Below are 17,550 nucleotides of genomic sequence, written 5' to 3' on the forward strand. Positions count from 1 at the left end.
CTCCCTCCGGGAGAGGGGTTGGGGTGAGGGTCCGGCACCAAGCGCAGCGTCAGACCGCCAACTGCTCAGCCATCCAACGGCAGACAGTGCTCCACCACCAGTTGCACCGCATCGCCGCCGCGGTAGTCGTCGGCGACCAGCCGATAGGCGATGTGCACGCGGCGGCCCGGTTCGCGGCCGTGCCAGCCGTTGAAGTGGATCGCGTTCAAGGGCGCGGCACGGCCAGGACAGCGCAGGCTCAGCTTGACGTGGCGCTCCTTCAGCACGCGCCACTGCAGCACCTCGAATTCGCCATCGAACAGCGGCTCGGGGAAGCCCTGCCCCCATGGCCCACCCTGGCGCAGCGCCTCGGCATGGCGATGGTCGAGTTCGTGCGGTTCCAGCGCGCCGTCGCTGAGCAGTTCGGCCTGCAGCAGTTCCGCATCCAGGCTGGCCAGCGCATGCGCGCGGAACACCTCTTCGAACTCGGCCAGCGCGTCCTGCGGCAGGCTCAGGCCCGCGGCCATGGCATGGCCGCCGAACTTCTCCATCAGGCCCGGCCGCTGCGCCTCCACCGCCGCCATCGCGTCGCGGATGTGGAAGCCGGGAATCGAACGCGCCGAGCCGCGCAACTGGGTGCTGCCCGGCTCGGCCGGGGCGAAGGCGATCACCGGCCGATGCAGGCGGTCCTTCATCTTCGAGGCGACCAGGCCGATCACGCCGGGATGCCACTGCGCATCGAACAGGCATACCGCCACCGGCGGCTGCTCGGGCGCGGCCAGCAGCGCCTGCGCCACCACCGCTTCGGCCTCGTCGGTCATCTGCTGCTGCACGGCGCGGCGCTCGGCGTTGATCTCTTCCAGCGTCGCGGCGATCGTGCGCGCCTGTTGCGGGTCCTCGCACAGCAACAACTCGATGCCCAGGGCCATATCCTCGAGCCGGCCGGCGGCGTTGAGCCGCGGCGCCAGGGCGAAGCCGATGTCGCTGGCGCTGAGCCGCGCCGGGTCGCGGCCGCTGGCTTCGATCAGGGCGCGCAGGCCGAGGCAACCTTCGCCACGCTGCAACCGGCGCAAACCGGCCGAGACCAGCGCGCGGTTGTTGGGATCCAGCGGCACCAGGTCGGCGACGGTGCCGACCGCGACCAGGTCCAGCAGCACACTCAGGTCCGGCGGTGCCGCCGCGAACGCGCCGCGCACGCGCAGGTGCCGGCGCAAGGCCAACAGCACGTAGAAGATCACGCCGACGCCGGCCAGCATCTTGCTCGGGAAGGCGTCGCCGGCCAGGTTCGGATCGACGATGGCGTCGGCCGGCGGCAAGGCCGGACCCGGCAGATGGTGGTCGGTGACCAGCACCTGCCAGCCCAGCGCCTTGGCCGCGGCGACGCCGGCATGGCAGGCGATGCCGTGGTCCACCGTGACCAGCAGGTCCGGCTGCAACGGCGCCAGTTCCGCGACCAGCGCCGGCGACAGCCCGTAGCCATGGACCATGCGGTTGGGCACCGCGTGCAGCACCTGCGCGGCGCCGAGCAGGCGCAGCCCGCGCACCGCCACTGCACAGGCGGTGGCGCCGTCGCAGTCGAAATCGCCGACCACCAGGATGCGCTTGCCCGACGAGATGGCTTCGGCCAGCAATTCCACTGCGGCGTCGATGCCGCTCAGCGCATCCGGCGGCAGCAACTGCGCCAACTTGGGCTGCGCCATGCCACTGTCGTGCGCGCCGCGCGCGGCGTAGATGCGCCGCAGCAGCGGCAAGGTCGCCTCGTGCCACGGGCCGGCCGCGGCCGCCGCGGGCCGCCGCACGATGCGCGCGCTGGAACTCATGCGTCCAGGCGCGACAGCGGTCGCCGCCACAGGCGCCAGCGTTGCGCGGGGGCGATGCGGAAACAGGTGCCGTCCTCGAAATCCAGTTGCAGCTGCTGCAACTCGCCGTCGCGCAGCGCCTGCAGCAGCGGCTGCACCACCTCGCCGACGAACTGCTCGGGCGCGCGCAACTGACGCAGGTCGACCAGCGCATCGACCCGCGGCGCCTGCGCATCGGCGACGCCGGCGGCCTGGGCCAACGCGCGCAACAGCGGATCGCGGCTGCGCACCTGCGCATGCGCAGTGCCGACGGTGGCCGGCAGGCGGCCGCCGCCCCAGAACCACAGCGAATTGATCGCCGGCTGGCCGTGGGCGACGCGTTCGCGGTTCCAGGGATGCTGGTGCAGCACAATCTGCACTTCGGTCAGCAGGGCACGCCAGCGGCGCGCGTCCTCGCCCTGCGGCAGATGATCGAACAGGTCCGCGCCGAGCACCTGCGCCGGTGCCGCGAACACAGGCAGCACACTGTCGGCCGGCAGGCGCAGGTACCAGCGGGTCGGATCGGGCGCGTCCAGGGTCAGCCCGCTCTCGGCGAACACGCCCTGGACCGCCGGCAACAGCGCGTCCAGGTCCACCGCGTCGAGCGGCAGCATGTCGCCATGCGCCATCAGCCGTGCGCCCTGCATGTCCGGCACCACGTAGGCGGGATCGGCGCGCAGCCACAGGCCGTCGCCGGCATCGCCAGCGTCCAGTTGGCGGGTCAGCGCCGCGGCCGGCAGCGATGCTTCCGCCAGCACGAAATGGCGGCGCAACTGCGCCTCGCCGCCGGGCGCGGCCTGCGTGCGGTCGGCGCGGCCGAACGCGCGCGCCACCTCGCCGGCCAGCACGGCGCCGGCCAGGCGGACCCGCTCCGGCAACAGCAAGGTGGCGACCGCCATCGGATCAGCCGACGTAGGCGACGCTGACGATCTCGTACTCGCGGCGTCCGGCCGGGGCGTCGATGCTGACGCTGTCGCCTTCCATCTTGCCGATCAGCGCACGCGCCAGCGGCGAGGAGATCGCGATCAGGCCCAGCTTGATGTCCGCTTCGAGGTCGCCGACCAGCTGGTAGCGCTTCTCTTCGTCGGTCTCCACATCGGCCAGGGTCACGGTGGCGCCGAACACCACCTTGCTGCCGACCGCCAGCTTGCTGACGTCGATGACCTCGGCGTGCGACAGCTCGCTTTCCAGCTGCTTGATGCGGCCTTCGATGAAGCCCTGCTGCTCGCGCGCGGCGTGGTACTCGGCGTTCTCCTTGAGGTCGCCGTGCGCACGCGCCTCGGCGATCGCGGTGATGACCTCGGGACGCTTGACCGACTTCAGGTGATCCAGTTCCTCGCGCAACCGCTGCGCGCCTTGCATGGTGATCGGGGCTCTCACGCTTCCAGCTCCTTGTGCAGTTCCTGCAGCGCCCAGACCGGACCGGTGCCGCGGAATTCCAGTGAATGCACCAGCGCACGCGCGCCGGCGACCGTGGTCGAATAGGTGACGCGATGCTGCAGGGCTTCGCGGCGGATCGAGAACGAGTCGGAGATCGCCGCCCGGCCCTCGGTGGTGTTGACGATATACACGATTTCGCCGTTCTTGATCAGATCGACGATGTGCGGGCGGCCCTCGGCGACCTTGTTCACCTGCTCGCACTGCAGGCCGTGCTGCTGCAGCCAGGCGCAGGTGCCGCGGGTGGCGACCAGGGTGTAGCCGCGCTCGACCAGCGCCTGCGCCACCGGCAGCACGCGCTGCTTGTCCGGATCGCGCACCGACACGAAGGCCTTGCCCAGCGGCGGCGCCTTGATGCCGCCGGCTTCCTGCGCACGCGCGAACGCCGCGCCGAAGCTGCGGCCCACGCCCATCACCTCACCGGTGGAACGCATCTCCGGGCCGAGGATCGGATCGACGCCCTGGAACTTGGCGAACGGGAAGATCGCCTCCTTCACCGAGTAGTAGTCGGGCACGATCTCCTTCAGCGCGCCCTGCTCGGCCAGAGTCTTGCCGGCCATGCAGCGCGCGGCGATCTTGGCCAGCGGCACGCCGATCGCCTTGGACACGAACGGCACGGTACGCGAGGCGCGCGGATTCACTTCCAGCAGGTAGACGATGTCGTCGCCGGCATCGTTGACCTGCACCGCGAACTGGGTGTTCATCAGCCCGACCACGTTCAGCGCCTTGGCCAGTTCGACCACCTGGCGGCGCAGCTCGGTCTGGGTAGCCGGCGACAGCGAGTACGGCGGCAGCGAGCAGGACGAATCGCCCGAATGCACGCCGGCTTCCTCGATGTGCTCCATCACGCCGCCGATCAGCACCTGGCCGCTGTGGTCGGCGATGATGTCCACGTCCACTTCCACCGCGTTGTCGAGGAAGCGATCCAGCAGCACCGGCGAATCGTTGGAGACCTTGACCGCATCGCGCACGTAGCGCGCCAGGTCGGATTCGCCGTAGACGATTTCCATCGCGCGGCCGCCGAGCACGTAGCTCGGGCGCACCACCAGCGGATAGCCGATCTCGCGCGCCAGCACCAGCGCCTCGTCGGCGTTGCGGGCGATACGGTTCGGCGGCTGCTTCAGGCCCAGCTTGTCGACCAGCTGCTGGAAGCGCTCGCGGTCCTCGGCCAGGTCGATCGAGTCCGGCGAGGTCCCGATCACCGGCACGCCGTTGGCTTCCAGCGCGCGCGCCAGCTTCAGCGGGGTCTGCCCGCCGTACTGCACGATCACGCCCTTGGGCTGCTCCAGCTCGACGATCTCCAGCACGTCTTCCAGGGTCAGCGGCTCGAAGTACAGGCGATCGGAGGTGTCGTAGTCGGTGGACACGGTCTCCGGATTGCAGTTGACCATGATGGTCTCGTAACCGTCCTCGCGCAGCGCCAGCGCCGCGTGCACGCAGCAGTAGTCGAACTCGATGCCCTGGCCGATGCGGTTGGGGCCGCCGCCGAGGATCATGATCTTGTCGCGATTGCTGGGCGCGGCCTCGCACTCGTCCTCGTAGGTCGAGTACAGGTAGGCGGTGCTGGTGGCGAACTCCGCCGCGCACGAGTCAACGCGCTTGTACACCGGGCGCACCTTGTGCGCGCGACGCAGCGCGCGCACCGCGGCCTCGTTGGTGCCGCACAGCTCGGCCAGACGCGCATCGGAGAAGCCGGCGCGCTTGAGCGTGCGCAGGCGCTTGGCGTCCAGCGCGCCGAGGCCGTCGGCGGCCAGCTGCGCTTCCTGCGCGATCAGGTCTTCCATCTGGTCCAGGAACCAGGGATCGATGAACGACAGCGCGTGCACCTGCTCCACGCTCATGCCGGCGCGGAAGGCGTCGGCGACGTAGAACAAGCGCTCCGGACCGGGCGCCTTCAGCTCGCGCTTGAGCGTGGCCAGGTCGTCCTCGCTGCTCAGGTCCAGCCCGGTCGGGTCCAGCCCGATCTTGCCGGTCTCCAGGCCGCGCAGGGCCTTCTGCAGCGATTCGGAGAAGGTGCGGCCCATCGCCATCACCTCGCCCACCGACTTCATCTGCGTGGTCAGGCGCGCGTCGGCCTGCGGGAACTTCTCGAAGGCGAAGCGCGGGATCTTGGTGACCACGTAGTCGATCGACGGCTCGAACGAGGCCGGGGTCAGCCCGCCGGTGATCTCGTTCTTCAGTTCGTCCAGGGTGTAGCCCACCGCCAGCTTGGCCGCGACCTTGGCGATCGGGAAGCCGGTGGCCTTGGAGGCCAGCGCCGAGGAGCGCGACACGCGCGGGTTCATCTCGATCACCACCACGCGGCCGGTCTGCGCGTTGATGCCGAACTGCACGTTGGAACCGCCGGTGTCCACGCCGATCTTGCGCAGCACCGCGATCGACGCATCGCGCAGGCGCTGGTATTCCTTGTCGGTGAGGGTCTGCGCCGGTGCCACGGTGATCGAGTCGCCGGTGTGCACGCCCATCGGGTCCAGGTTCTCGATCGAGCAGACGATGATGCAGTTGTCCGCGGTGTCGCGGACCACTTCCATCTCGAACTCCTTCCATCCCAGCACCGACTCCTCGACCAGCACTTCGCTGGTCGGCGACAGTTCCAGGCCGCGGCCGACGATTTCGATCAGCTCTTCGCGGTTGTAGGCGATGCCGCCGCCGCTGCCGCCGAGGGTGAAGCTGGGGCGGATGATGGTCGGGTAGCCGACCGTGGCCTGGATCTCCAGCGCCTCTTCCAGGGTGTGCGCCACTGCCGCCTTCGGGCATTCCAGGCCGATCTCGCCCATCGCCACGCGGAACAGCTCGCGGTCCTCGGCCATGCGGATGGCCTCGCGCTTGGCGCCGATCAGCTCGACGCCGTACTTCTCCAGCACGCCGTGGTCGGCCAGGTCCAGCGCGCAGTTCAGCGCGGTCTGCCCGCCCATCGTCGGCAGCAGCGCGTCAGGCTTTTCCTTGGCGATGATCTTCTCGACCGTCTGCCAGTTGATCGGCTCGATGTACACGGCGTCGGCCATGTTCGGGTCGGTCATGATCGTGGCCGGGTTGCTGTTGACCAGCACCACGCGGTAGCCCTCGTCGCGCAGCGCCTTGCACGCCTGCGCGCCGGAGTAGTCGAACTCGCAGGCCTGGCCGATGACGATCGGGCCGGCGCCGATGATGAGGATGGTTTGGAGGTCGGTGCGCTTGGGCATGGGGGATTCTCAGTAGAGGCGGTCCTGCCACGCCGCAGGGGCGCGCCAGGTGATCTGATCGGGCGAACGCGCATCGATCGCGCCATGGTCGACCGCGGCGCGAACCTCGCGCTGCATCGCGGCCCAACTGCTGGCGGTGGCGCCGATGCGCGCGCCGATCCGGTTGTTGTGGGCGTCCATCGCCCGGCTGGCGTTGCCGTGGCCGTCGCGCTCCATGACCGCCGTGACCCAGTCCACGCAGCGCGGCGACAGGGTGTAGGCGACCACGGCGCTGGCCAGGCTGTGGCGGTACGCATCGGCCGGGCCGTCGCGTCCGCCCGGCAAGCCGGCGCTGAGCCACTGCGGATACACCGCGCCCAGCACGAAGGCCGGATACGCGGCGAGCACCAGCAACGCCGTGGCCGGCCACCGCCAGCGGCGGGTCGGCGACGGCATGGCCGGCGCTGCGGCCATCAGGCGGCGGCCGCCATCAGCGCGGTGAAGCGATCGAACAGCGGCGCCACGTCGCGCGGACCCGGCGAAGCTTCCGGATGGCCCTGGAAGCTGAAGGCCGGCGCGTCGGTGAGCGCGATGCCCTGGTTGCTGCCGTCGAACAGCGAGCGATGGGTGACGCGCACGTTGGCCGGCAAGGTCGCCTCGTCCACCGCGAAGCCGTGGTTCTGCGAGGTGATCATCACCCGGCCGCTGTCCAGGTCCTGCACCGGATGGTTGGCGCCGTGGTGGCCGTGGCCCATCTTCAGGGTCTGCGCGCCGGCGGCCAGCGCCAGCAGTTGGTGGCCCAGGCAGATGCCGAAGGTCGGGATCTTGCGCGCCAGCAGTTCCTTGATCGCGGCGATCGCGTAGTCGCACGGCGCCGGGTCGCCGGGGCCGTTGGACAGGAACACGCCGTGCGGGTTCATCGCCAGCACCTCGGCGACCGGCGTCTGCGCCGGCACCACGGTCACCTCGCAGCCGCGCTCGGCGAGCATGCGCAGGATGTTGTGCTTGACCCCGTAGTCGTAGGCGACGACCTTGAATTTGGGCTCAGCCGTGACGAAGGCGTTGCTGTCCAGGTCGAGCTGGCCGTCGCGCCAGGGATAGGACTTGTCGGTGGAGACCACCTTGGCCAGATCCATGCCCTTCAGCCCCGGGAACTTGCGTGCCGCGTCCAGCGCGGTGTCCACATTGACCTCACCGGCCATCAGCGCGCCGTTCTGCGAGCCCTTCTCGCGCAGGATGCGGGTCAGCTTGCGGGTGTCGATGCCGGCGATGGCGACCACGCCGCGCTGGATCAGCCAGTCCGGCAACGCCACTTGGTTGCGCCAGTTGCTGGGGCGGCGCGGCACGTCGCGCACGATCAGGCCGGCCGACCAGACCTGGGCGGCCTCGTCGTCCTGGTCGGTGCAGCCGGTGTTGCCAATATGCGGATAGGTCAGCGTGACCAGTTGGCGGGCGTAGGAGGGATCGGTGAGGATCTCCTGGTAGCCGGTCATGGCGGTGTTGAACACCACTTCGCCGACGGACAGGCCGGCAGCGCCTACGGATTCGCCCTCGAACACGGTGCCGTCTTCAAGGACAAGGATTGCGGGTTGAGTCACGGGGTTCGCCTTGGGGAGAGAGGAACCCTGCCCCACCAACTTGCAGGCTGCAAGAAACCGCGGACTCGGCGCTTCTCCGGGTCCGTGGCGATGGGTAACAGGCGAGCGAGAATTGTACCGGCGCGGGGCGGTCCGCGCCAGCCGTTTATGTGAAAACCGCGTTCAGCCGAGCAGGTCGCGCAGCCGATAGGCCCCGGGCGCGCGCCCCGGCAGGCGCGCGGCGGCATGCAACGCGCCGCGGGCGAAGATGTCGCGGTTGCTGGCGCGGTGCACCAGTTCGACCCGCTCGCCGAGTCCGGCGAACTGCACCAGGTGTTCGCCGACGATGTCGCCGGCACGCAGGCTGGCGTAGCGCGGGGTCGCGCCGCCGTGCGCGGCCGCGTCGCCGAGGGTGAGCGCGGTGCCGGAGGGCGCGTCCTGCTTGTGCACGTGGTGGGATTCGACGATGTCGCAGTCCCAGCCCGGCAGCGCCGCGGCGGCGCGCTCGACCAGATCGTGCAGCACCGCCACCCCCAAGCTGAAGTTCGAGGCCCAGATCAGCGGAATGCGTTCGGCGGCGGCGGCCAGCGCCTGCCGCTGCGCGTCCTCCAGTCCGGTGGTGCCGGACACCAGCGCCGCACCGCGCGCGGTGCACAGGGCCAGCACCGGGTCGAAGCCCTGCGGCAGGCTGAAATCGATCGCCACGTCGAAGGCCGGCACGCCGCCCAGTTCGGCTGCGGCGAAGTACGGCACGCCGTCGATCACCCGCTGCGCCGGCGCGCGCCGCACCACCGCGGCCACAACTTGCAGCGCCGGGTCCTGCGCGGCCAGCCGCAACAACGCCTGGCCCATCCGGCCGGACGCACCATGGATCAACACACGCAGCGGAGAAGTCGTCATCGGCACAAGGCTAGCGGTTTGCGCGCGGGTGCGACAGAGGGCGCGCGCGCCCGAGACGCAAGCGTCCCACGCGCCACCTCGGACGTGGCGATGCTTCCCTCGTCGGGGCTGAAGCCCCTCCCACAGGGGCGTGGCGGCACTGGAAGCGACAAAAAAGCCGCCGGGCGAGGCACCTGGCACCTGCCAAGAGACATCGCAGCCGATCGGACACCCCCTGTGGGAGCGGCTTCAGCCCCCGACGCATTGCACCGACCCAATCGGGCATGCACCTGTCGACGCCATCGCTCCCGCCAAGAGGGGAGCACACTCGCCGGATCGATCAACCGCCTTACTCGGCTGCCGCCTGCCCCAGCAAGCGCTTGTCCCAATCCTACACCGCACGCTGCGCCAGGCGCCGCTCGAACAGGATGCGCCAGTTCGGCACCAGCGGCAGCGCCAGCACCTCCTGCAATTGCGCCGGGTCGATCTCGCGCCGGTACAGCAGGCCGACCAGCCGCGCCAGCGGCCACTGCGGATACGGACGCTCCAGCAACTCCAGGCGATCGCCGGCGGCGACCTCGCCGGGCTGCAGCACGCGGTAGTACCAGCCGGTGCGGCCGCTGTCCTGCACGCGCCGCGCCAGCGCGGCCACGCCGAACCGGTCGGACAGCTTCCAGCACGGCTGCCGCGACTGCGACACCTCGACCACGGCCGTCCCCAGGCGCAGCCTGTCGCCCAGGCACAGGTCGGCTTCGGTCACCCCGCTACTGCTGAGGTTCTCGCCGAACGCGCCCGGCGCGTCCAGCAAGGCATGTGCGCCGAGTTCCTCGCGCCAGGCCGGGTAGTGATCGCGCGGGTAATGGTGCAAGGCCTTGTCGGGACCGCCATGCACGCGGCGGTCGCCCTGCTCGTCCAGCTCCAGCCCCTCCGGGCCGATGCGCAGGCGTCCGTCCTGGGGCCGCTTGTCGATCGCGCTGCGGCTGCCTGGGCGGGTGAACGCCTGCGCGCGGCCGACCAGGACCGCGTCGATGGTCCAGGACGCGACGGCGGCATCGGACGACGTCATCGACGGAGGCGACGCCGGACTCAGGCCGTCGCCCGCCGGTGCGCAGCGACCTCGTCCTGCAGCAGCGCACCGAGGATGCGCACGCCGGTCTCGATGCGTTCGGCCGGCACGGTCACGAACGACAGCCGCAGGGTATTGCGCTGCGGCGCGACCGCGAAGAACGGCGCGCCCGGCACGAAGGCCACGTTGCGCTCGATCGCCTTGCTCAGCAGCGCGCCGCCGTCCATGCCCTCCGGCAGTTCGACCCAGATGAACATGCCGCCGGCCGGGCGGTTCCAGCGCACCTGCGCCGGGAAGTACTTGGCCAGGGCGGCCAGCATCTGCTCGCAACGGCTGGCGTACAGCGCACGGATGCCGGGAATATGCGCATCCAGGAAGCCGTCCTGCACCGCCTCGTAGACGATGCGCTGACTGAACGAGGGGGTGTGCAGGTCGGCCGCCTGCTTGGCCTGCACCAGCTTGGCATGCACCGCCTCCGGCGCGACCACATAGCCCAGGCGCAAGCCGGGCGCGAACACCTTGGAGAACGAGCCCATGTAGATGGCGCCATCCGGGTTCATCGACAGCAGGCTCGGCAGCGTGTCGCCGCTGTAGCACAGCTCGCCGTAGGGATCGTCCTCGACGATGGGCACGCCGGCCGCGGCCGCACGCGCTACCAGCGCCTGGCGCCGGTGCAGCGGCAGGCGCCGTCCGGTCGGATTCTGGAAGTTCGGCAGCACGTACATGAAGCGCGCGCCGGCCAGCTGCGCATCGTCCAGCGCGTCCACCACCACGCCGTCGTCGTCCGACTGCATCGCCGCGAACGCCGGCTGGAACAGCGAGAACGCCTGCAGCGCGCCGAGATAGCTGGGCGTTTCCACCAGCACCTTGCTGCCTTCGTCGATGAACACCTTGCCGAGCAGGTCCAGGCCCTGCTGCGAACCGGTGGTGATCAGCACCTGGCTGGGACGGATGTGGGCGCCGTCGCGGCTCAGCCGCGCCGCGACCCATTCGCGCAGCAACAAATAGCCTTCGGTCGGGCCGTACTGCAGCGCCGCCTGTGGCGCGTCGCGCAGCACCTTGTCGCAGGCCTCGCGCATGCGCTCGACCGGGAACGTGTCCGGCGACGGCAGGCCGCCGGCGAAGGAGATCACTTCTGGCCGTTCGGTGACCTTGAGGATTTCGCGGATCGCCGAACTGGTCAGCGCCTGCGCACGGCGGGAGAACTGGAATGGGCTGGTCATCGGCATAGGATAGTCGCCGCCATCGCGACGCGCATGTGCGGCGCACAAGCGATGCGCCGGCCAGCAACGGGCGACGCGACTCAGTGCCGCCGCGGCGGCGTCGGCCCGCAGCCGTCGCAGCCGCCGCAGGCGCCTGCACCGGCGCTGGCCGGCGGTGCGATGCGCCGCCCCAGCGCCTGCAGCCAGGCCGCCCGGCCGGGCTTGAGCAGGCATAGTGCGAGCGCGCCGCGCAGCTTGCGCGCGGCGCCCGGGAACTGCTTCTTCAACACCACCCAGGCACTGACCAGCACCGCCAGCGCGATCACCAGGTACTGCAGCAGCAGCGAGGCGCTCATCTCAGCTGGCTCCCAGCGCCACCGCGACCTGGTAGGTGACCAGCGAGGCCAGATACGCCAGCGCGAACAGATAGAACGCGGCGAAGCTCATCTGCTTCCACGAGTTGGTCTCGCGCTTGATCGTGGCCAGGGTGGAAATGCACATCGGCGCGTAGATGTACCAGACCAGCAGCGACAGCGCGGTGGCCAGCGACCAGCCGTCGTGGATCAGCGGCGACAGCGCCTGGGCGGCGGCATCGTCGTCGGCCGCCGACAGCGCGTAGACCGTCGCCAGCGACGACACCGCCACCTCGCGCGCGGCCAGACCGGGGATCAGCGCGATACAGATCTGCCAGTTGAAGCCCAGCGGCGAGAACACCGTGGTCATGGCGTGGCCGATGCGGCCGGCGAAGCTGTAGTCGATCGCCGGCAGGGTGGCGTCGGCCGGCGGCGCCGGAAAGTTCAGCAGGAACCACAGCAGGATGGTCAACGCCAGGATGATGCCGCCGACGCGCTTGAGGAAGATCGCCGCGCGCTCCCACAGGCCCAGCGCCAGATCGCGCAGGTGCGGCACGCGGTAGGACGGCAGTTCCAGCAGCAGCGGATGCTCGCCCTTGTCGCGACGCCACTTCTTCATCGTCCACGACACCGCCAAACCACTGACGATCGCTGCCACGTACAGGCCAAACAACACCAGGCCCTGCTGATTGAGCACGCCCCACACCTGCTTCTGCGGCACAAACGCGGCGATCAGCAAGGTGTACACCGGCAGCCGCGCCGAACAGGTCATCAGCGGCGCCACCAGAATGGTCGCCAGGCGATCGCGCGGGTCCTGGATGCTGCGCGTGGACATGATCCCAGGCACGGCGCAGGCGAAGCTGGACAGCAGCGGGATGAACGAGCGCCCGGACAGGCCGGCCGCGGCCATCATGCGGTCGAGCAGGAACGCCGCGCGCGGCAGATAGCCGGATTCCTCCAACGCCAGGATGAAGGCGAACAGGATCAGGATCTGCGGCAGGAACACCACCACCCCACCGAGGCCGGCGATGATGCCGTCCACCAGCAGGCTACTCAACGGTCCCTCCGGCAGCGTTCCGCCGACCCAGACACCCAGCGCCTTGGTCCCACCGTCGATCAGGTCCATCACAGGCTGCGCCCAGGCGAAAACCGCCTGGAAGATCAGGAACATCACCAACACTAGGGTCACCAGGCCGGCCACCGGATGCAGCAGCCAACGGTCCAGCGCGTCGTCCACCTGCGAGGTGCGGGTCGGCATCGACACCGCCGCCGCCAGGATCGCGCGCACCTGCTGGTGGTAGTCGCCCTGCCCTTCGCTCGGCGCCATCGCCGGCGGCAGTGCCGGCGCCAGCGCGTCCAGCCGCTCGACCAGGGCGCGGGCGCCGTTGCGGCGCACCGCCACGGTCTCGATCACCGGCACGCCCAGCGCCTGTTCCAGCGCCTGGCGGTCGATCTGGATGCCGCGGCGCTGCGCCGCGTCGACCATGTTCAAGGCCACCAGCATCGGCTTGCCCAGCTCGCGCAGTTCCAGCGCGAAGCGCAGGTGCAGGCGCAGATTGGTGGCGTCGACCACGCAGACCAGCACGTCCGGCGCCGGCTCGCCCGGGTAGAAGCCGCGGCACAGGTCGCGGGTGATCGCCTCGTCCAGGCTGGCCGGCTGCAGGCTGTAGGCGCCGGGCAGATCCAGCACCGCGAACTCGCGCCCGGACGGCGCGCGGAAGCGGCCCTCCTTGCGCTCGACGGTGACGCCGGCGTAGTTCGCGACCTTCTGCTTGCTGCCGGTCAACTGGTTGAACAGCGCGGTCTTGCCGCAGTTCGGGTTGCCGACCAGGGCCAGGCGCAGCGGCGCGGCCACCGCGCTCACGAGCGCACCTCGTCCAGCGCGCTGACCTGCACCCGTGCCGCCTCGCTGCGCCGCAGCGCGAAGCGCGTATAGCCCACCTGCACCAGCAGCGGTTCGCCACCGATCGGCCCGCTGGCCAGCACCTGCACCTGTTCGCCGGCGACGAAGCCCAGCTCGCGCAGACGCCGGGCGATGGCGTCGTTGGGCTGGCGGTCGTGCACGGATTCCACAAGGGCGCTGCTGCGCAACGGCATGTCGGACAACGTCACAGCACGTTCCGTCGATAAGAATGGTTATCAATTGTAGCATCGCCGCGGCGCGTCATGGCGGGACCGGCACGGCCGGCTATGATCGCCGTATGGCTGCCGTTTTCCCTTTGTACGAGCGTGTTCGATGAGCGATGCCCTGTTGTTGCAACGATCCGGCAAGGTCCTGACCCTGCAGTTGAACCGACCCGAGGTCCGCAACGCCTTCGACGCCGCGCTGATCGCCCAACTCAGCGACGCCCTGCTGCAGATCGGCGCCGATCCGCAGGTGCAGGTCGTGGTCCTGGCCGGCGCCGGCGCGGCGTTCTCGGCCGGTGCCGACCTGCAGTGGATGCGCTCGATGGCCGGCGCCGGCGAACAGGAGAACCTGGACGATGCGCTGGCCCTGGCGCGGCTGATGCGTCTGCTGGACGAACTGCCCAAGCCCACGGTGGCGCGGGTGCAAGGCGCGGCGTTCGGTGGCGCGGTGGGCCTGGTCGCCTGTTGCGACATCGCCGTGGCCGCCACCGATGCGCGCTTCGCGCTCAGCGAAAGCCGGCTGGGCCTGCTGCCGGCGGTGATCTCGCCGTACGTGATCGCCGCGATCGGCGCGCGCCAGGCGCGGCGCTGGTTCGCCAGCGCGGAAACCTTCGACGCCGCCACCGCGGCGCAGATCGGCCTGGTCCACCAGGCGGTGGCACCGGAGGCGCTGGACGCGGCGGTGCAGCGCCAGGTCGCCCTGCTCGGCCAGGCCGGGCCGCTGGCCGCCGCCGGCGCCAAGGCGCTGGTACGGCGGGTCGCCGCCGGTGGCGAGCGCGATGCGCTGGACCAGGCCAACGCCGCCCTGATCGCGCAATTGCGGGTCTCGGCCGAAGGCCAGGAAGGGCTGAATGCGTTCCTGGAGAAACGCGAACCGGCCTGGAGGGCCAGCCCATGAACCCGCTCGACCATCTCGGCCTGCGCTGCAGCGACCTCGACCGCAGCCTGACCTTCTACCGCGCCGCCCTGGCCGCGCTGGAGCTGGACGTGGTGATGCAGGTGAGCGCCGAGGAAAGCGGCGGCCAGCGCCATGTCGGTTTCGGTCGCGACGGCAAGCCCAGCTTCTGGATCGCCGATGGCGGCCGCGACGCCGGCGACAATGGCGTGCACGTGGCCTTCGTCGCCGCCAGCCGCGCGCAGGTGGACGCGTTCCATCGTGCCGGCCTGGCCGCCGGCGGCCGCGAGCACGGCGCACCGGGACTGCGCCCGCACTACCACCCCGACTACTACGGCGCGTTCCTGCTGGATCCGGACGGCCACAACATCGAAGCGGTCTGCCACCGTCCGGCGTCGGCCTGATCCGCACCGCCTCGTCGCACCCGCGGACGGCGCTGGCCGTGCTGTCGCAGCGTTATCGCCTCCCTCCATCAGGAATTTCCATGCGTCTCGCCGTTTCCCGTCCTATGCGCAGTACCCGGCAGACGCCTCGGCGCGCGCACTCCCTTCCGGTGCGGGAGCGTGCGCGATGAGCGACAGCGTCCGCATCGTCGAAGTCGGCCCGCGCGACGGCCTGCAGAACGAGAAGGCCTGGGTCGCCACGGAAGACAAGATCGAGCTGATCGCGCGGCTGGGGCGCACCGGCCTGCGCAGCATCGAGGCGACCAGCTTCGTCAGCCCGAAATGGGTCCCGCAGCTGGCCGACGCGGCCGAGGTCTACGCCGGCATCGCGCAGGTGCCGGGCGTGGACTATCCGGTGCTGGTGCCGAACCTGCAGGGCTACGAACGCGCCGCCGCGGTCGGCGTGCGCGAGGTGGCCGTGTTTACCGCCGCCTCGGAGACCTTCAACCGCACCAATACCAATGCCGGCATCGACGAATCGCTGGCGCGCTTCGCGCCGGTGCTGGAGCGCGCGGCGGCGGACGGGGTCAAGGTCCGCGGCTACGTGTCCACGGTGCTCGGCTGTCCCTATCAGGGCGACGTCCCCCTGGCCGACGTGGTGCGGGTGGCGCAGCGGCTGCATGCGATGGGCTGCTACGAGATCTCGCTGGGCGACACCATCGGCGTGGGCACGCCGGGCAAGGCGCGGGCGATGCTGCGCGCGGTCGCCGCCGTGGTGCCGATGGACGCATTGGCGGTGCACTTCCACGACACCTACGGCCAGGCCCTGGCCAACATCGCCGCCTGCCTGGAAGAAGGCGTGCGCGTGGTCGATGCCGCGGTGTCCGGCGCCGGCGGCTGCCCCTACGCCAAGGGCGCCAGCGGCAACGTGGCCAGCGAGGACGTGGTCTACCTGCTGCACGGCAATGGCGTGGAGACCGGCATCGACCTGCCCGCGCTGGCCGCGACCGGCCGCTGGCTGGCGCAGAAACTGGGCCGGCCGACCGGCAGCAAGGTCGGCCAGGCGCTGGCCGCCGAGGCCTGAGCCGCGGCAGTTCCTTACCCGGCGACGGACCTGCACGCCGCGGCCCGTCGCCGATCTCGCCGCGATGGGGCGGCAGCCTCTAAACTGGGCGTTTTCCTGGGAGGGAACATCCATGCAGCTTGCCGATCTCAAAGCGGTGGTCACCGGCGGTGTGTCCGGCCTCGGCCTGGCGGTGGCGCAGCGCATCGTCGCCGAAGGCGGCAAGGTCGCGCTGTTCGATCTGAACGACGACAAGGGCGCGGCCGCGGTCGCCGCGCTGGGCGCGGAGCGGGCCTGCTACCTGCGCACCGACGTCAGCGACGAGGCCCAGGTCGCGGCGCAGCTGGCGGCGGCACGCGATTTCCTCGGCGGCCTCAATGCCGCGGTCAACTGCGCCGGCATCCTCGGCGCCGGCCGCGTGCTCGGCAAGGAGGCGCCGATGCCGCTGGCCACCTTCCAGGGCACGGTGATGGTCAACCTGGTCGGCAGCTTCAACGTCGCCAAGGCCGCCGCCGACCTGATGCAGCACAACGCCCCGGGCGAGGACGGCGAGCGCGGCGTCATCGTCAACACCGCCAGCGTCGCCGCCTACGAGGGCCAGATCGGCCAGGCCGCCTACGCCGCGTCCAAGGGCGGCGTGGTGGCGATGACCCTGCCGATGGCGCGCGAACTGGCGCGCTTCGGCATCCGCGTCAACACCATCGCCCCGGGCATCTTCTGGACCCCGATGGTCGACGGCATGCCCGAGGCCGTGCAGCAGTCGCTGGCCGCCGCGATCCCGTATCCTTCGCGTCTCGGCCGCCCGGACGAATTCGCCGACACGGTGATGTTCCTGCTGCGCAACCGCTACCTCAATGGCGAAACCATTCGCCTGGATGGCGCGGTGCGGTTGGCGCCTAAGTAGCCGGGAATGGAGAATGGGGAATGGGGAATCGCAACGGCGTTTCCCTTCCGCTGATCCTCTCCGCCTGCTTGACCCTGTTTCGATTCCCTATTCCCCATTCCCGATTCCCAGCCCTCATGAAAGCCAACGAAATCAAGAAAGGCAACGTCGTCGAGTACAACAACGGCGTGTACCAGATCCGCGACATCGAGCGCAGCTCGCCGCAGGGCCGCGGCGGCAACGTGCGCTTCCGCTTCGTGATGTACAGCGTGCCGGGCGGCAACAAGCTCGATGCCAGCTTCGACGGCGACGACGACCTGCGCGAGGTCGAGCTGATGCGCCGCCAGGCCACCTTCTCGTACAAGGACGGCGAGGCCTTCGTGTTCCTCGACGACGAGGACTACACCCCCTACACCCTGGACGCCGATGCGATCGGCACCGACGCCGGCTACATCACCGACGGCCTCAGCGGCATTTACGTGCAGGTCATCGACGACCAGCCAGTGGCGATCCAACTGCCGCAGAGCGTGACCCTGGAAGTGATCGAGACCCCGCCGGAACTCAAGGGCGGCACCGCCACCAAGCGCCCGAAGCCGGCCAAGCTCAACACCGGCATCGAGATCATGGTGCCGGAGTACATCGGCAACGGCGAGCGCGTGCTGGTCAACACCACCACCGGCGAATTCGCCGGTCGCGCCGACTGAGCC

At 70.2% G+C, this 17,550-nt stretch carries 17 protein-coding genes; 5 read left to right on the top strand and 12 right to left on the bottom strand.

What is annotated here, in order from left to right; genetic code table 11:
• Nucleotides 1-65: 65 nt before the first annotated feature.
• From recJ to CEK69_RS10450, 12 genes are all read right to left on the bottom strand, one after another.
• Nucleotides 66-1,799 (bottom strand): single-stranded-DNA-specific exonuclease RecJ, encoded by a 1,734-nt coding sequence (recJ, locus tag CEK69_RS10395; protein WP_152245421.1) that lies wholly within the window; start codon nucleotides 1,797-1,799, stop codon nucleotides 66-68.
• Complete coding sequence (locus tag CEK69_RS10400; protein ID WP_152180616.1) at nucleotides 1,796-2,716, bottom strand: phosphoglycerate mutase; 921 nt, start codon at nucleotides 2,714-2,716, stop codon at nucleotides 1,796-1,798. Before CEK69_RS10400 ends, recJ begins: the two co-directional genes overlap by 4 nt.
• A 4-nt stretch (nucleotides 2,717-2,720) precedes the next feature.
• Complete coding sequence (gene greA / locus CEK69_RS10405; protein WP_026143501.1) at nucleotides 2,721-3,185, bottom strand: transcription elongation factor GreA; 465 nt, start codon at nucleotides 3,183-3,185, stop codon at nucleotides 2,721-2,723.
• A gap of 8 nt (nucleotides 3,186-3,193) precedes the next feature.
• Complete coding sequence (carB, locus tag CEK69_RS10410; protein ID WP_017915611.1) at nucleotides 3,194-6,436, bottom strand: carbamoyl-phosphate synthase large subunit; 3,243 nt, start codon at nucleotides 6,434-6,436, stop codon at nucleotides 3,194-3,196.
• A 9-nt stretch (nucleotides 6,437-6,445) separates the two neighbouring features.
• Nucleotides 6,446-6,889 carry a hypothetical protein gene (locus tag CEK69_RS10415; RefSeq protein WP_043091930.1) on the bottom strand — a complete coding sequence of 148 codons (444 nt, stop codon included), beginning with the start codon at nucleotides 6,887-6,889 and terminating at the stop codon, nucleotides 6,446-6,448.
• Nucleotides 6,889-8,013 (bottom strand): glutamine-hydrolyzing carbamoyl-phosphate synthase small subunit, encoded by a 1,125-nt coding sequence (gene carA, locus CEK69_RS10420; RefSeq protein ID WP_148828376.1) that lies wholly within the window; start codon nucleotides 8,011-8,013, stop codon nucleotides 6,889-6,891. The genes CEK69_RS10415 and carA overlap by 1 nt, the downstream gene beginning before the upstream one ends.
• A 162-nt stretch (nucleotides 8,014-8,175) precedes the next feature.
• Nucleotides 8,176-8,892, bottom strand: a complete 717-nt coding sequence (dapB, locus tag CEK69_RS10425) for a 4-hydroxy-tetrahydrodipicolinate reductase (RefSeq protein WP_081613344.1) — start codon at nucleotides 8,890-8,892, stop codon at nucleotides 8,176-8,178.
• Between the two features lie 370 nt (nucleotides 8,893-9,262).
• On the bottom strand, nucleotides 9,263-9,937 hold the full coding sequence (locus CEK69_RS10430) for an MOSC domain-containing protein (protein ID WP_152245423.1): 675 nt from the start codon (nucleotides 9,935-9,937) through the stop codon (nucleotides 9,263-9,265).
• A 20-nt stretch (nucleotides 9,938-9,957) separates the two neighbouring features.
• Nucleotides 9,958-11,166, bottom strand: a complete 1,209-nt coding sequence (locus tag CEK69_RS10435; RefSeq protein ID WP_152245425.1) for a PLP-dependent aminotransferase family protein — start codon at nucleotides 11,164-11,166, stop codon at nucleotides 9,958-9,960.
• A 74-nt stretch (nucleotides 11,167-11,240) separates the two neighbouring features.
• Nucleotides 11,241-11,495, bottom strand: a complete 255-nt coding sequence (locus CEK69_RS10440) for a DUF6587 family protein (protein WP_152245427.1) — start codon at nucleotides 11,493-11,495, stop codon at nucleotides 11,241-11,243.
• 1 nt (nucleotide 11,496) lies between these two features.
• On the bottom strand, nucleotides 11,497-13,356 hold the full coding sequence (feoB, locus tag CEK69_RS10445) for a ferrous iron transport protein B (RefSeq protein WP_152245429.1): 1,860 nt from the start codon (nucleotides 13,354-13,356) through the stop codon (nucleotides 11,497-11,499).
• Nucleotides 13,353-13,604, bottom strand: a complete 252-nt coding sequence (locus CEK69_RS10450) for a FeoA family protein (RefSeq protein ID WP_152238851.1) — start codon at nucleotides 13,602-13,604, stop codon at nucleotides 13,353-13,355. Before CEK69_RS10450 ends, feoB begins: the two co-directional genes overlap by 4 nt.
• Nucleotides 13,605-13,728: 124 nt before the next feature.
• On the opposite strand from CEK69_RS10450, the gene CEK69_RS10455 reads away from it, so the two are divergent.
• The 5 genes from CEK69_RS10455 to yeiP all read left to right on the top strand — a co-directional run bounded on the left by CEK69_RS10455 (nucleotide 13,729) and on the right by yeiP (nucleotide 17,547).
• Complete coding sequence (locus tag CEK69_RS10455) at nucleotides 13,729-14,517, top strand: enoyl-CoA hydratase-related protein (RefSeq protein ID WP_152245431.1); 789 nt, start codon at nucleotides 13,729-13,731, stop codon at nucleotides 14,515-14,517.
• Nucleotides 14,514-14,918, top strand: a complete 405-nt coding sequence (locus CEK69_RS10460; RefSeq protein ID WP_152245433.1) for a VOC family protein — start codon at nucleotides 14,514-14,516, stop codon at nucleotides 14,916-14,918. Before CEK69_RS10455 ends, CEK69_RS10460 begins: the two co-directional genes overlap by 4 nt.
• 166 nt (nucleotides 14,919-15,084) lie before the next feature.
• Complete coding sequence (locus tag CEK69_RS10465; protein WP_152245435.1) at nucleotides 15,085-15,981, top strand: hydroxymethylglutaryl-CoA lyase; 897 nt, start codon at nucleotides 15,085-15,087, stop codon at nucleotides 15,979-15,981.
• Nucleotides 15,982-16,093: 112 nt separating this feature from the next.
• Nucleotides 16,094-16,864 carry an SDR family oxidoreductase gene (locus tag CEK69_RS10470; protein ID WP_017912213.1) on the top strand — a complete coding sequence of 257 codons (771 nt, stop codon included), beginning with the start codon at nucleotides 16,094-16,096 and terminating at the stop codon, nucleotides 16,862-16,864.
• A gap of 116 nt (nucleotides 16,865-16,980) precedes the next feature.
• Nucleotides 16,981-17,547 (top strand): elongation factor P-like protein YeiP, encoded by a 567-nt coding sequence (gene yeiP / locus CEK69_RS10475; protein ID WP_010343353.1) that lies wholly within the window; start codon nucleotides 16,981-16,983, stop codon nucleotides 17,545-17,547.
• The last annotated feature ends 3 nt before the right edge of the window (nucleotides 17,548-17,550 follow it).

The organism is Xanthomonas sp. LMG 12462 (assembly GCF_009192885.1).
GTDB lineage: Bacteria > Pseudomonadota > Gammaproteobacteria > Xanthomonadales > Xanthomonadaceae > Xanthomonas_A > Xanthomonas_A sontii.